General features: G+C 69.1%; 13 protein-coding genes. 9 read left to right on the top strand and 4 right to left on the bottom strand.

Annotated elements, in window-relative coordinates:
• Positions 1-167 precede the first annotated feature (167 nt).
• On the top strand, positions 168-308 hold the full coding sequence (locus ACWCPW_RS14735; RefSeq protein WP_449761895.1) for a hypothetical protein: 141 nt from the start codon (positions 168-170) through the stop codon (positions 306-308).
• On the opposite strand, the gene ACWCPW_RS14730 is transcribed toward ACWCPW_RS14735, so the two are convergent.
• A complete protein-coding gene (locus ACWCPW_RS14730; protein ID WP_449761894.1) occupies positions 305-1234 on the bottom strand; it encodes an NAD(P)H-binding protein in 930 nt (309 codons plus the stop codon). The genes ACWCPW_RS14735 and ACWCPW_RS14730 overlap by 4 nt on opposite strands.
• A gap of 45 nt (positions 1235-1279) precedes the next feature.
• Between ACWCPW_RS14730 and ACWCPW_RS14725 the strand changes: the two genes are divergently transcribed.
• Entirely contained in the window at positions 1280-1654 is a 375-nt protein-coding gene (locus ACWCPW_RS14725) for a MerR family transcriptional regulator (RefSeq protein ID WP_449761893.1), read from the top strand.
• A gap of 209 nt (positions 1655-1863) precedes the next feature.
• On the opposite strand, the gene ACWCPW_RS14720 is transcribed toward ACWCPW_RS14725, so the two are convergent.
• Positions 1864-2334, bottom strand: a complete 471-nt coding sequence (locus tag ACWCPW_RS14720) for a hypothetical protein (protein WP_449761892.1) — start codon at positions 2332-2334, stop codon at positions 1864-1866.
• An 81-nt stretch (positions 2335-2415) separates the two neighbouring features.
• Positions 2416-3183: a hypothetical protein gene (locus ACWCPW_RS14715; RefSeq protein WP_449761891.1), complete on the bottom strand. Its 768-nt coding sequence runs from the start codon at positions 3181-3183 to the stop codon at positions 2416-2418.
• 563 nt (positions 3184-3746) lie between these two features.
• Between ACWCPW_RS14715 and ACWCPW_RS14710 the strand changes: the two genes are divergently transcribed.
• The 6 genes from ACWCPW_RS14710 to wrbA all read left to right on the top strand — a co-directional run bounded on the left by ACWCPW_RS14710 (position 3747) and on the right by wrbA (position 9791).
• Complete coding sequence (locus tag ACWCPW_RS14710; RefSeq protein WP_449761890.1) at positions 3747-4316, top strand: hypothetical protein; 570 nt, start codon at positions 3747-3749, stop codon at positions 4314-4316.
• 214 nt (positions 4317-4530) lie between these two features.
• Positions 4531-5730 carry a hypothetical protein gene (locus ACWCPW_RS14705; protein ID WP_449761889.1) on the top strand — a complete coding sequence of 400 codons (1200 nt, stop codon included), beginning with the start codon at positions 4531-4533 and terminating at the stop codon, positions 5728-5730.
• A 420-nt stretch (positions 5731-6150) separates the two neighbouring features.
• The gene (locus ACWCPW_RS14700) at positions 6151-7074 is read left to right on the top strand and encodes an SGNH/GDSL hydrolase family protein (RefSeq protein WP_449761998.1); all 924 of its coding nucleotides are present in this window, start codon (positions 6151-6153) and stop codon (positions 7072-7074) included.
• Positions 7075-7226: 152 nt separating this feature from the next.
• A complete protein-coding gene (locus tag ACWCPW_RS14695; RefSeq protein WP_449761888.1) occupies positions 7227-7685 on the top strand; it encodes an acyl-CoA thioesterase in 459 nt (152 codons plus the stop codon).
• A gap of 603 nt (positions 7686-8288) precedes the next feature.
• The gene (locus ACWCPW_RS14690) at positions 8289-9002 is read left to right on the top strand and encodes a DsbA family oxidoreductase (protein ID WP_449761887.1); all 714 of its coding nucleotides are present in this window, start codon (positions 8289-8291) and stop codon (positions 9000-9002) included.
• Between the two features lie 183 nt (positions 9003-9185).
• Positions 9186-9791 carry an NAD(P)H:quinone oxidoreductase gene (gene wrbA, locus ACWCPW_RS14685; protein WP_449761886.1) on the top strand — a complete coding sequence of 202 codons (606 nt, stop codon included), beginning with the start codon at positions 9186-9188 and terminating at the stop codon, positions 9789-9791.
• A gap of 196 nt (positions 9792-9987) precedes the next feature.
• On the opposite strand, the gene ACWCPW_RS14680 is transcribed toward wrbA, so the two are convergent.
• Positions 9988-11391 carry an FAD-binding oxidoreductase gene (locus tag ACWCPW_RS14680; protein ID WP_449761885.1) on the bottom strand — a complete coding sequence of 468 codons (1404 nt, stop codon included), beginning with the start codon at positions 11389-11391 and terminating at the stop codon, positions 9988-9990.
• A gap of 317 nt (positions 11392-11708) precedes the next feature.
• On the opposite strand from ACWCPW_RS14680, the gene ACWCPW_RS14675 reads away from it, so the two are divergent.
• A complete protein-coding gene (locus ACWCPW_RS14675) occupies positions 11709-12320 on the top strand; it encodes a TetR/AcrR family transcriptional regulator (RefSeq protein WP_449761884.1) in 612 nt (203 codons plus the stop codon).
• Positions 12321-12412 lie beyond the last annotated feature (92 nt).

The raw sequence follows: 12412 nt of genomic DNA, 5'->3' as shown, positions 1-12412 counted from the left end.
CGTCCGGACGGGAAGGACATGTCGGGTTCGGGGTGCCCGATCCGATATATCGCCTGCGTGTCGAGCGCGGCGTCGCACTACGAGGTGAGCAGCGAATGAGCATGGACAACGTCGCCCCAGACACCGCCGAGTCGCCTCGCACCACGAGGGAACGTGCCCGTAGGACCGTGGCCGCGCAATCAATCGACGCGGCGGACTGCAGACACCTCCTGGACCTGCTCGGGCTCTTCCCCGACGCCGACGCCGACTTCACCGACACCGCCGGCGGAGCGGGGCTCGACCTTTTGACATCGTCGATCATCGGTTAGGCATCGCCGGGTCGTGCGCTCTCGGCAGGACGGCGGTTGTTCCCTCGGTCGAACTCGGCCGCATGGTCGATGGCCCACCTCGCGAAGGTCCCGGCCGGTCGGCCGGTGAGGCGCTCGACGTGATCGGTGATGCGGTTCGAGTCCGGCCGGCGCGTCGAGGCGGCGATCAGCGCTTCCACCAGCCGCTCGGGACGTCCGTCCGCGAGCATTCGTGACCGTGCGAGGTCGGCGGCGACCGCTTGGAAGCGCAGTCGGCGCCGGAGGGCCGTGCCGAGAAGAGCGACCTGGTCGGCGCGACCGAGTACCTCGGGTCCGGTCAACAGGTGTGGTTCGTCGTCTTGTCGGTCGTACCGCGCGAGCAGTACGGCCACCGCCGCCTCGGCGACATCGCGCTCGTCGACGACGGCTGTACGAGCCATGTCCGGGCCTGACACCACGTCGCCCGCCCGGAGCTGCGACGCCCAGCCCCGGGCGTTGGACGCCAGGGTGTCGCTGCGCAGCACCACGGGGCGCAGATCGGCGGCGCGGAGCAGGGCTTCCATGTCCGCGTGCACCTGGACGATGGGATCACTCTGGCGAGCGGCTTCGTCGTCGATGGCCGTCGAGGACAGGTAGACGACACGGGGGCCCGCTGCGACGAGTTCCGCGACCAGGTCGTGGGCAGGGGCCGCATCGAGCAACGGCCAGATCAGAAAGACGGTGTCGATGCCCGCGAGCGCCGCGCGCATCGCGGTGGGGTCCGTGAGGTCGCCGGCCACCCATTCGACTCCGGGACGCCGACCGGTCTCATCGCGCTCGAGGCACCGCAGGAGCGCACCGTGTGCTTGGAGACGGTCGACGACCTCACGGCCGAGGTTGCCGGCGGCGCCGGTGACCAGGATCGACGAACGTCGGGGGTTGCCCATGGGGCCGGTGGTATCAGGCATGATCGGGACGCTAGAGGTTCAGGTCGACATGAAGGCAAGGCGCGAATGGTGAAGACGATCGGGGAGGTGGCCGCGGAGCTGGGCATCGAGGCTCACGTGCTGCGGCACTGGGAAGACGTCGGGGCACTCACCGTGCGTCGCGATGGCAATGGCTACCGCGTCTACGACGACAAGGCCGTGGAACAGGTACGCACAGTCCTGAAACTGCGTCGCGTCGGTCTCTCCCTGCCCGAGGCCACCGCGGCCATGGCGCCGACGAAGACGGCGGCGCAGGCGGTCGTGAGGGCGAAGATCGCCGACCTCGAAGGTGAAATCGCACGGAGGCAGGAGGCGATCACCTTCCTGCGACACACCGTTGAGTGTCGGCATCGATACCTCGACGACTGTCCGGACTGCGCGAGCTTCGTCCGGGACGCCTGAGCCGCCCACTCGCCGGCGGACTCGAGCACCGCACGACCCCTCTTCGGCCTTTTCGCGCCCGCGCGACAGCGATGTGTGACCCGCGCTGCCGTCACCAACGTCAGCTCCCGCAACGCCCTGTCGGCCACAGGCACACCACTGCCGCCGTGCCGGTGGTGTGCCCCTGCCGGGTCCGATACCCCATGCGCGTTTCCTGATTTCCGGGAGATTCAGTGCCAATCCTGTGCCGCGTAGACGTACAGGAGGAGCACGGTGCCACGCACCGTCGAGGACGCCTTGACCGCCTGGGCCAGCGCGGCCCGATAGTCGTCCCGATCGCGGACTCCGCTCTCGTAGCGGCGGTCGTCGAAGATGACGTACCCGCAGATTCCGTCGAGCCAGGCACGCTCGCGAGGGTCGTTGCTCTCGGAGCGGCGCACTGTCCTGGGCCAGGCACGAAGGACCCGTCCGCCGCGGATCACCGCGATCTTTTGCGCATGGCGCAGGATCGTGTAGCCCATCGGGACGGCTTCGACGAGATCGGCCGGGCCGAACCCCGGCGCGCCGGGCTTGGGTGCCCTGTAGGCGTGGCTCATGATCCCGCCGCTCAGCACCACGAGTTGGGTTGCTTCGACAGATGTGTCGAAGGGATCGATGCGATGCTCTTCCGGCGGAAAGGGATGGTAGCCGGGTGTGTTCATGAGCTCCGCTCCCAGTAGAACGATCAGCGGGATCCGACGGTGGTGACGGAGCGCCGGTCGAGAGCGGCGCGGGCCCGCCTCCTACGAGGCCGCCGAGGGGGTCACCGGTACGCACGGGCTTTCCACGAACAGGCGGAATTCGAAGGTGTTCCCGCCCTCCTGCGAAGCCTGCCCGACGGTGTGGGCCCAGATCCGTGTGCCGTCACGCGTGGCGATGTCGAGACGGAGCTGATCCTTTGTCGGGTCGCGGTCGACGATCCACTCGTGGCCCGGAATCGCCCTCAAGCTGCCGAAGAAGCCGCCAAGGTCGGTCGAGCCCGGCAGGTCGGCCTCGACCTGTGCCCGCCATTGCACGCCGAGCCTCTTGTCGTCCGGCCGCAGGCAGTTCTCCGGGAGGACGGCGTCGGCGTCCGCCAATCGCGCGCTCTCCGGGAACACCTCGTCGTGCCACGTGGCACCGGCGGTTTCGAGAAGCCTGCGAACTACCGGAGTGGCCAGGGCGAAGGTGTCGGCCAAAGACCGCTGCTGCGCGGGTTCGGGGATCGGAAGCGAGGAGTTCCCGAGCATGCTGCTCCTGGTGCGAACACTGCAGCGATCCAACTCCGCACGGACCACCGCCGAGTCCCCCTCCACCTTGATGCCGATCTGGTAATGATCCGGGCCCAGCAGGGCCAGAGCGTATCTGCCGTTCTTTTGCGGTTGCCAGCCTGCGGCTATCGCCCGGGTTCGAATCTCCGCGACGGACGACGCCGGCACGGTGCTGTCGCCGTGGGCGATGAATGCCCGGTTCGGATCGCTGTCGAAGATGCTTCCACAGGTCTTGGCGCCGAAGTTGGCCGGACCCACCACGGCCGTGACCGCCTGTCGGAACGCGTCCGGTGTGGTTGTCGGTCGCTGTTTGGCGCAACCGCTCGCCAGGAGAAGCGCTACGACCAGGACACCCGTCCATCGTCGGCGACGGACGGAGACACGTCCGGCCCTGCGGGGTTTCGGGTTGGTGAACTCCCGTGAGGGCCGGGGGTGGCGCACCGTTTCTCCGTTCCGTTTCCGACAAGGCACCGTCGCACGTGTCAGTGTGAAGGCGACTCGGACCTGTGCATCGGACAAACGCGCCTGGCCGCGCGCGGTGTTCGCCGTTGTCGACCGTGCCGCGACCACGCGCTCCGGCTCATTTCATGCACCGCTCCCCCACGGGCGACATTTTGCGACTTTTACGCCATGTGTGGGCGCGTTTGTCCAAGTGCTCGGAATGCGCCTCCTCGGAGAATCTGCCTGTTCGAACTGTTCGAAGTTGTCCTGACGAAAATCGAGAGAGGCCCGAGAGCGGATCGCCGTGACCTGCCGCACCGCGGGGACGGGGCGCGGGGTCGTCACGGATCGTTCGGACCTGGGGCCGGCGTGGGGAATCGCAAGTGAACGAATCACAGGAAGACGCTTTGCCCGGCGTCAACGGGGCACCGCCGAACGCTCTGGTCGTCACCCTCACCTCGGGCGACGGATCACCCGATGTGGGGATGGCCGGCCTGCTCGCGGTGGGTTGCGGAAGGACGGGAGCCGGGTTGAGCCCCTGGCACTACGTGTACGGGAATCACGTCGAGACGACCGACGGCGTACTGCGACTCCTCGGTAGGACGCGCCTGCTCGTGAGCCTGATCGTGGCGCTCCCCACCATGGACCGGGTGACGCTGTACGTGGGGACTCCCAGCAGGATTCCGTCCTACGCCGCGAGCCCGCCCAGTCTGCAACTGAGCCTGGAGGACTACGGCACCGGATCGACGTATCTGACCGCCGAGTTGCGGAACCCGAAAGCCGGTCGGTTCCTCAGCTTCGGCCACATCGTGCGCCGCCACGGTGGATGGGCCTTCTCGTCCTCCCGCTTCCCCGAGCCGTTGACGCCACGCGAACTCGGTGAGGCCCACGGAATCCTTCCGGAGACGCGCGGTTCCGGCCTCTACGCGGCTGTGGCATCCGAAAGCTCGTGAACGGCAGGCGAGCCGGGAACAGCGCATGAACGCCGTCGACAGCCGCGGCCGCATGAAGAAGTGCGGGGGATGCGCGACCGGCCAAGCACGAGCCGGCCCGCGCCGTACGGGTCCGGGGTGAAAGCCGCGCACGTCGGACCGCTGTAAAGGTCGTCAAGTTGTCCGCCCGGCCCGTCGCGACCAACGGGAGGGCGTTCGAAGTGATGTCCGAGGAGTGGGGCTTGTCGAGAATTTACAATTCTCCCGGCCGATCCGGGGCGAGGGTGGTCGAGCGGCTCCAGCGTTGTGCAAGCCGTGGCGTTCGTTCGACCCGACTCCTGACCTCGCGGAGACTCGACGGTTCGCCCCTTCTCGGTGGAGGCTCCACATGGATAGCGACGCCGTCCTGCCGGCGTGGCCGATCGTCCGGATCGAGCTCTTCGAGGACGGCACGGTGCGGGTGGACGGTGAGGAAGTCGCCGTGGCAGCGGGCGACTCCCCGCGTCAGGCGGCGCTCACCAAGGCTGCGGAGACCGCACGTCTGCTCCGACGACCGGTGCGCGCCGAAGCGGTGGAACCGGACGGGACGATCTTTCCCCTGATCGTCGCGGTCGACGCCACCGTGACCGAAGCGGGTGAACCCAGCCCCGCTCCGACCGCGCGTCGCGGGCTGTTCGGTCGCACCAAGCCCGTCGTCGCGTCCACTCGTGGCACGTCCACCCGCGGCAGGAATGCTCCGGAGCGGGCGATGCCTCCCATCCCGAGGGCGGCCAAGGCTTCGCCGGAGCGCCCGATCGAGCGGGCCGAACCCCCCGCCGAGGACGCGGCGGCTTCGGTGTCGGAGGGAGAGGACTCCGAGAGACCGTTCGGCTGGGAGACCGCGCGCGCGCTTCACGACGCGCAAGGCGCTCCGCCGGCGACACCGATGGCTGTCGAACCGCGCTCGGCGGATCCCGCTCCCGTCGTTGTGCGCCCGGAGGAGGAGCCCGAGGCGTTTCCCGCCCATGTCGGCGTGGCTGATGACGTCATGGAGCGGGCACGGAAGATCGCCGAGATCTTCCGGGCGGTCCAGGCAAGCGACCTGCAGCAAGCACTGGCCCTGGCGGTGACCTGGGAAACGGAACAGGAGGCCGGCAAGGCCCCGGAAGCGACGGGTTTGGCTCGCGAAGTGCAGGCGTACGTGACCTTGCTGGCCGGGCAACCCGACGTCGCGGTGGGGTTGTACGTCAGTGCCATCACGCTGCGCAACCCCGACCCCGGGGACGTCGACGCGATCAGGGTGGCCGAGAACGCGCACTACTGCTGGCTCCAGGTGTCCAGCCCGGAAGAACGACCGGACCTGGCCGCGCTGGTCCTCTCCGGCTACGCGAAGGTCGCTCCGGACGGCCACCCCGCGGAACAGGCCGTGCGACGCCGAATGGGCACGAGCGCATAGATCGTCCAGGCATGCCCCCGAACGCGCCAGGTTTCACCGCCGAGTGCGCAGGAGGTGCCACGGTGAATCCGCGATCCGGACCGCTCTTGGGCCGACTCGGCGAACACGACCGCATGCCGGCCTGCGGGCCGGCCGGTACCGCGCCTTCGTTGTTCGCCCTTCGTCCGTCGGCCCCGTCTCGTCCGTCTCGTCCATCTCATCCGTCTCGTCCGTCACGTTCTCGCGGTCCTACGGCCATGCGGCTCCGCGGCCAGGCCGTCCGGGCGCGGGCGTGCGAGATTCGCTCGCCGGCGCGGCGTCTGTCGCGTCCGTACAAGCCGACATCGGGAGGTCGGGCCAAACTTCCTCGGTGGCCTTTCGGTCGCCAAGTCGGGCGCGCGGAACCGCGGTTGCACTCCAGGGGGAATGTCGCACGTGACAATGCTTCGATCGGTGATCGTCGGTGTGTGCGCCTTGGCGACACTCGGCGGGGCGACCTCGTGCTCACTCGACGTGGACGGCCGCAAGTCGGATTCCGACTCGGCCAAGTCGACCAAGGCCGCCGGCTCCGCGCCGCCGGTGACCGCCGGGACGTCCTACGTGGCGTTGGGGGACTCGTACGCGGCCGGTGTGAAGATTCCGCCGATCGTGCCCACCGCGCCGGCCGGTTGCAGCCGCTCGGAGAACAACTACGCGCATCTGGTGACCAAGCACAAGAGCATCATCGACTTCGTGGACGCCACGTGCAGTGGTGCCACCACGGATGACATGGCCGCACCGCAGAAGACCGCCGGATCGCCGCCACCCCAGTTGGACGCGCTGCGATCCGACACGGAGCTGGTCACCCTCGGCATCGGTGGCAACGACCTCGGGTTCACCGAGATTCTTCGCACCTGCGCGGAGAAGGCGGCCCTCCCCACGCCGACCCCGTGCAAGGACTTCTACACCGCCGACGGCAAGGACGAACTGGCCCGACGCATCACTGAGATCGGGCCCCGAGTCACCGCAACGCTCGACGCGGTCAAGCGACGTTCACCCAAAGCGCGTGTCCTCGTCGTCGGCTATCCGTCGATCCTGCCCGAGTCGGGGCCGGGCTGCCCCACGCAGGCGCCGTTCGCGCCGGGGGACCTCGGTTTTCTGCGCACGTTGGTGCCCGGTCTCAACAAGGTGCTCGCCGACCGGGCCCGGGGAAACGGGGCCGAGTACGTGGACCTGTACACCCCGAGTCTGGGGCGCGACGTGTGCCAATCGGACGACACGAAGTGGGTCGAGGGCGTTCGCCCGGCAGGTGGGGCCGCTCCGGTCCACCCGAACGCGCGTGGGCACCTGGGCGCGGCCGAGGCGATCCTCCACCATCTGGCCTGACCGCCGAGGCGAGGGCTCCCTCGGTCGACAGAACCGAGCGCGCGCTCGACGTATCGCCTCGCCGGGTGCCGGGAGACCGGCACCATCCCATCCATCATTCGTCGGCGGATCGGATTCCCGAATAGCACGACCGATCGTGCTATATTCTCGTCATGGTGGAGCCTCTCGAGCATCCCGCAGCATCGAAGCCCTTCCGGTACGCCGGTCGCGTCCACTTCGACGAACTGGACCCCATGGGCATCCTGCACAACGCCCGGTACCACGTGCATGTCGAGCGCGCGGCCGCCGCCTTCTACGAGAGCCAGGGCTTCTACTGGGCGGACGAACTCGACGTCAACCCGGACAAGTTCCACGCCGTCCGGCGCGTCGAAGCCGACTTCCGGGCTCCCTTCTTCGGTGAGGGACGGCTCGAAGTCGAGCTGTGGCTCGAGCACCTCGGGCGAACGAGCATCCGCTACGGGTTCGCCTGCCTCGCGGCGAACGACGTGCTGCTCGCCTCGGGCGTGCGCACCATCGTGAAACTGGATCCCACCTCCTACAGCCCGGTCGAATGGACCGACAAGTGGCGCATGGCCCATCTCACGGGACTGCTGCCTGCCCGGTCCGCGTAACCTCCGACAGGGCCGAAGAGCATCGCCCCGGCCAGGTCGGGTGATGGCGAACTTGCGCCGAGGGCCCGGTCGATATCCGGGTATCGCGCCATGACGAGCCAGGCCGGGCCGCCCTCGTGACCGCTCCGTGCGGCGATATGGGCACCGTCGAGAAGCAAGGGTGAGCCGACGCCGCCCACCGCGCGTCGCCCCGCTGCCGCTGAACGAGGGACTCCGGGCGTCAACGCATCGTGGGCGCCCCATCGCGGACTGTCCATCGCACCCGCTCACCCCCGCGAGCAAGGCAACCGGTCACAGGCCAACTCGCGCGCAAGTCACGTGACGTCCGCCCGCGAACGAAAGCGCGGACCACCGGCGCCGAGGTGACGGGCACACCGGCTCAGATCGATGAACTGCCTTGCAATCACGTGCTGTTCCGCAGCACAGGGTCGTGTGCCGCCGTGCGGGAAACCCACCGGACCCGAGAGCGATCCGGTGGTTCCGATTCAGCTTCGGACACCCGGCACGGTTGCATCCGGAACGCATTCCGGTTAGCCTCATCAATACGGAACGCATTCCGCTTATGTCGGCTTCAACTCCGACGGACAGCGATGGGAGCACCGCATGGATTTGCCAATCGTCACCCGTACCTCCACCCCCGCCATCGAGGTCCCTCCCGGGACGATCGTCTGCTACGCCGACATCGGCTGCCCCTGGGCACACGTGGCCGTACACCGGCTGCACACCACCCGCGAACGGCTCGGCCTGCGCGAACGGGTGCGCTTCGACATCAAGGCGTTCCCGCTCGAGCTGATCAACGACATGGCCACCCCCAAGCTGATTCTGGATGCGGAGATCCCGGTCGCGGGCGCCCTGGAACCGGAAGCGGGTTGGCAGGTCTGGCAGGCACCCGCGCACGAATACCCGGTCACCACGGTCCTGGCCATGGAGGCCGTCGAGATCGCCAAGCGGCAGGGATCGGCCGCGAGCGAAACGCTCGACCGGGCGCTGCGGGTCGCGTTGTTCGGCCGAAGCCGCAACATCTCGATGCGGCACGTGGTGCTCGGGGTCGCGTCCGCATGCGAAGGCGTGGACGCCGAGGCGATCAAAGCCGGGCTGATCGAAGGGTCGGCACGGGCGGAGATCGAACGTCAGGTCCCGCTCTGTGCGGGTGAGACGGTGCAGGGCAGTCCGACGCTGTTCCTCCCGGACGGCTCCGCCCACCACAACCCCGGCATCACCCTGCGCTGGGAAGGCGCGTGGGGAGTCGGATTCCCGGTGGTCGAGCGGGACGAGCCGGATGTCTACGAGGAACTGCTGCGCCGGGCCGTCGACTGATCGCACCGACGACTCATCGGCGCGTCCCGCGCAGCGAACCACAGTCGGCGCACCGACGGCCGACGAAACAACCCTGCCCGGCCGCGGTCGAGCGAACCGACCGGACCTGTCGGCGCGCATCCCTCCGTCGCACGCACAACCACAGCGTCACCAACCACACGAGACCAACCGAAGGATTCGATCATGGGCGTCAACGTCGCAGTCATCTACTACAGCTCCACGGGGCACGTATACCAACTCGCCGAAGCGATCGCCGAGGGCGCGAAGGACGCGGGCGCGGAGGTACGGCTGCGCAAGGTACGCGAACTGGCCCCCGACGAGGCGATCACCAGCAACCCCGACTGGGCCGAGCACGCCAGGCTGACCGAGGACGTGCCGGAGGCCACGCTGGACGACCTGCTGTGGGCGGACGCCTACCTGTTCGGCACGCCGACCCGGTTCGGCAACGTCTCCGCGCAACTGAAGCAGTTCTTCGACACCACCGGCGGACTGTGGTTCGAGCGCAAGTTGGTCGACAAGTTCGTCAGCGGGTTCACCAGCTCGGACGACGTGCACGGCGGCCAGGAGTCGACCATCATCAGCATGTACAACGTGTTCATGCACTGGGGCGCCATCATCGTCCCGCCCGGCTACGCCGACGACGTGGTGTCCGCCGGTGGCGGAAACCCCTACGGGGCCAGCAGCATCCACGTCGGCAAGAACCCCTCGAAGGAGGAACTCGCCGCGGCGACGTTCCAGGGCAGGCGGGTCGCGGAGAAGGCGGCGCAGTTCCTCAGGGGACGCGTCTGACCTCAGGGCTCCACGTGGGCTCCACGGCCAAGTGCCGTGGAGCCCACACCTGTTGGCCCCGCCCCTGCCCTCGCCTCGAGGTGAGGAGGGACCGGTGGCTCGCTCCCCGCCGTCGCCCGAGCGGGCGGCGTCGCGCCGCACCACGCCGGTGCCCGGATGAGCGCCGACACCGGCGCGTGATCCTGCCCGGCTCGGCTCAGGCCGGTGGGATGTTGTGGTTGACCCGGAACAGGTTGGTCGGGTCGTACCGCCGCTTCACCTCGGCGAGTCGCCGGTAGACGGCCGGTTCGTAGGCGGCGCGAACCGTGGCCGCGTCCACCTCGTGGCTGCCGATGAAGCACACGTAGGGCCCGCCCGTCGACCACGGGCGCACGGCCTCCATCAGCTTCGTCTGGTACTCGACCGCCTCGGCCACGTGTTCCGGGGGCGGGACGCTCGCGGCGAAAAGACTGAACTCCGCGTCGCGGAAGCCGATCGCGCCGGCAGCGGGCGGCACTCGGGTGAGGGCGCCGCCGAGTTGACGGATCTCGACGGCCAGGAGCGGGCTCTCGGCCTGCGGGCCGATCAGGTCGACGAGGGTGTCGACGGCGGCGTCGTCCAGGGAGCGCAGGAGGGTCGAGCGCTCGTGGTACGGGCCGGGTTCGGTGGGGTCGTTGTTGATCGTGCCGATCTCGGTGTACGGCATCTCGGTCACCGTGTCGATCAGGCGGGGCCCGATGGCGCGCAGCGGGGCCACCAGACGCCTGCCGATCGCCCGTGGACCGAAGTAGAACACGCGGATGTGGGCGACGTATTTGCCACGCAAGGGTTCGGGAAATGCCTCCAGGTCCGGGAACCTGATGAACGCGATGGAGGAGGCCAGTTCCTCGGGGGTGGTCCTCGTCCAGTCCCGATAGGCGCGCAGGATGTCGGCGGCGTGGTCGCCGGCGAAGAACAGGCCGCCGCCGTACAGCCTGGTGACCGGGAGCAGGCCGATCTCCATGGCCGTGACGACGCCGAAGTTGCCCTTGCCGCCGCGCAGCGCCCAGAACAGGTCCGGCTCGCGCTCGGCGGAGACGGTGCGGGCCACACCGTCGGCGGTCACCACGTCGAACGAGCGGACGTGATCGGCCGCGTAGCCGTGGGCTCGGCCCAGCGGTCCGACGCCGCCTCCGAGCACGTACCCGACGGCCCCGACGAGTGGCGACGACCCGTTGGGCGGTGCCAGACCCCGCGAAGCGGCTTCGGTGACGACCGTGCCCCAGCGGACACCCGCCTCGACCCGGGCGATGCGCGCCTCGGCGTCGATCGTGACGCCGTCGAGCCGCCGCGTGACGATGAGCAGGCCGTCCTCGGCGGTGATGGACGGGCCATGGCCGGTGGCCTGCACGGCCACCGGCAGTGCGTGGGCCGCGGCGAACGCCACGGCCTCCCGGACGTCGTCGGCGTGTGCGGGCAGCACCACGACCGCGACCCGGTGCGGCGCCGTGCGGTTGTGCGCGGCGACGGCGTCGGCGTAACCCGGACTGTCGGGGAGCAGTACGTCGCCGCCCAGGCGCAGGCCCAGGTCCAGCGCGGCTTGTCGAAGGGTCGGCGTGCCTGCCGCTGACGAAGTGTTCACGTCGGGTCCTTTCATGGGGCGAAGGATGTCGACGGCGAGGTCGGCGCATGGCGACGTCGGTAGGGAACCCGGGAGCCGCGGCGGGCCGCCGTCGACGCGGGTCGTCCGACTCGTGGGTGTCGCGTCGCGACGGGCAGGCGAGAGGGATGGACCGCGACAGCCAAACGGAATAGCTTCCGCTTATGCAGAGGCTATCCACGACGGGGCGGCTGCGCAACGCTAAGCGGAAGGCGTTCCGGTAATCTCGAGGGTGGGTATGCAACCCACCTCGGCCGCATAACCTGGGGCTTCGGGCGTGACGGACGAAGGAGTGGGATGTGGCGAGCGAGTCGATGGACCTGCCGTTGGTTCACCCGACAGGGCCGACCGAGCGGGCGGACGCGGCTCGCAATCGCCGTAAGATCCTTGACGCGGCGGCACACCTCGTGGCCGAGAAGGGCATGGACGCCCTGTCGATGGAGGAAGTCGCCCAGGCCGCGGGCGTGGGAGTGGGCACCTTGTATCGCCGCTTCGGCGACCGCGCCGGCCTGGCCTACGCCCTGCTGGACGAAAAGGAACGCGAACTCCAGACGGCCTTCATGACCGGACCACCCCCGCTGGGTCCCGGCGCCCCTCCCGTCGAGCGCATCCGGGCCTTCCTGCACGCCCTGCACGATCGGGTCGAGGCCCAGCCCACCCTCCTGGTGACTGCCGAGATGAACTCCCCGCACGCCCGGTACGCGAGCGCCTACGGGGTTCATCACCTCCACCTGTCCACCCTCATCGCCCAGGCCCGGCCCGGGTGCGATGCCCAATACCTCGCCGACGCCCTCCTGGCCCCGCTGGCCGCGAGCATGATCACCTACCAGCGCCGGCGCGGGATGAGCGTCGAACGCATCAAGGCGGGCCTGGACGAAGTCATCGATTGCTTCATCACGTCCGGCCCCTGAACGAGCCCTCGCCGTCCGCCGCGAGCCGTCACACCCGACGAGGGAATCCGCCCGGACGTCGACCCAGCCCCGTCCATACCGATCGAGACCTC

It is taken from the genome of Embleya sp. NPDC001921 (genome assembly GCF_053594475.1).
Note: the sequence above shows the minus strand (reverse complement) of the source record. Positions and strands in the feature narration are given on the sequence as shown.

Coding starts and splice junctions, on each gene's coding strand:
- ACWCPW_RS14730 (WP_449761894.1), bottom strand. CDS start 1,234: ATGCCTGATACCACCGGCCCCATGGGCAACCCCCGACGTTCGTCGATC.
- ACWCPW_RS14725 (WP_449761893.1), top strand. CDS start 1,280: ATGGTGAAGACGATCGGGGAGGTGGCCGCGGAGCTGGGCATCGAGGCT.
- ACWCPW_RS14720 (WP_449761892.1), bottom strand. CDS start 2,334: ATGAACACACCCGGCTACCATCCCTTTCCGCCGGAAGAGCATCGCATC.
- ACWCPW_RS14700 (WP_449761998.1), top strand. CDS start 6,151: ATGCTTCGATCGGTGATCGTCGGTGTGTGCGCCTTGGCGACACTCGGC.
- ACWCPW_RS14695 (WP_449761888.1), top strand. CDS start 7,227: ATGGTGGAGCCTCTCGAGCATCCCGCAGCATCGAAGCCCTTCCGGTAC.
- ACWCPW_RS14690 (WP_449761887.1), top strand. CDS start 8,289: ATGGATTTGCCAATCGTCACCCGTACCTCCACCCCCGCCATCGAGGTC.
- wrbA (WP_449761886.1), top strand. CDS start 9,186: ATGGGCGTCAACGTCGCAGTCATCTACTACAGCTCCACGGGGCACGTA.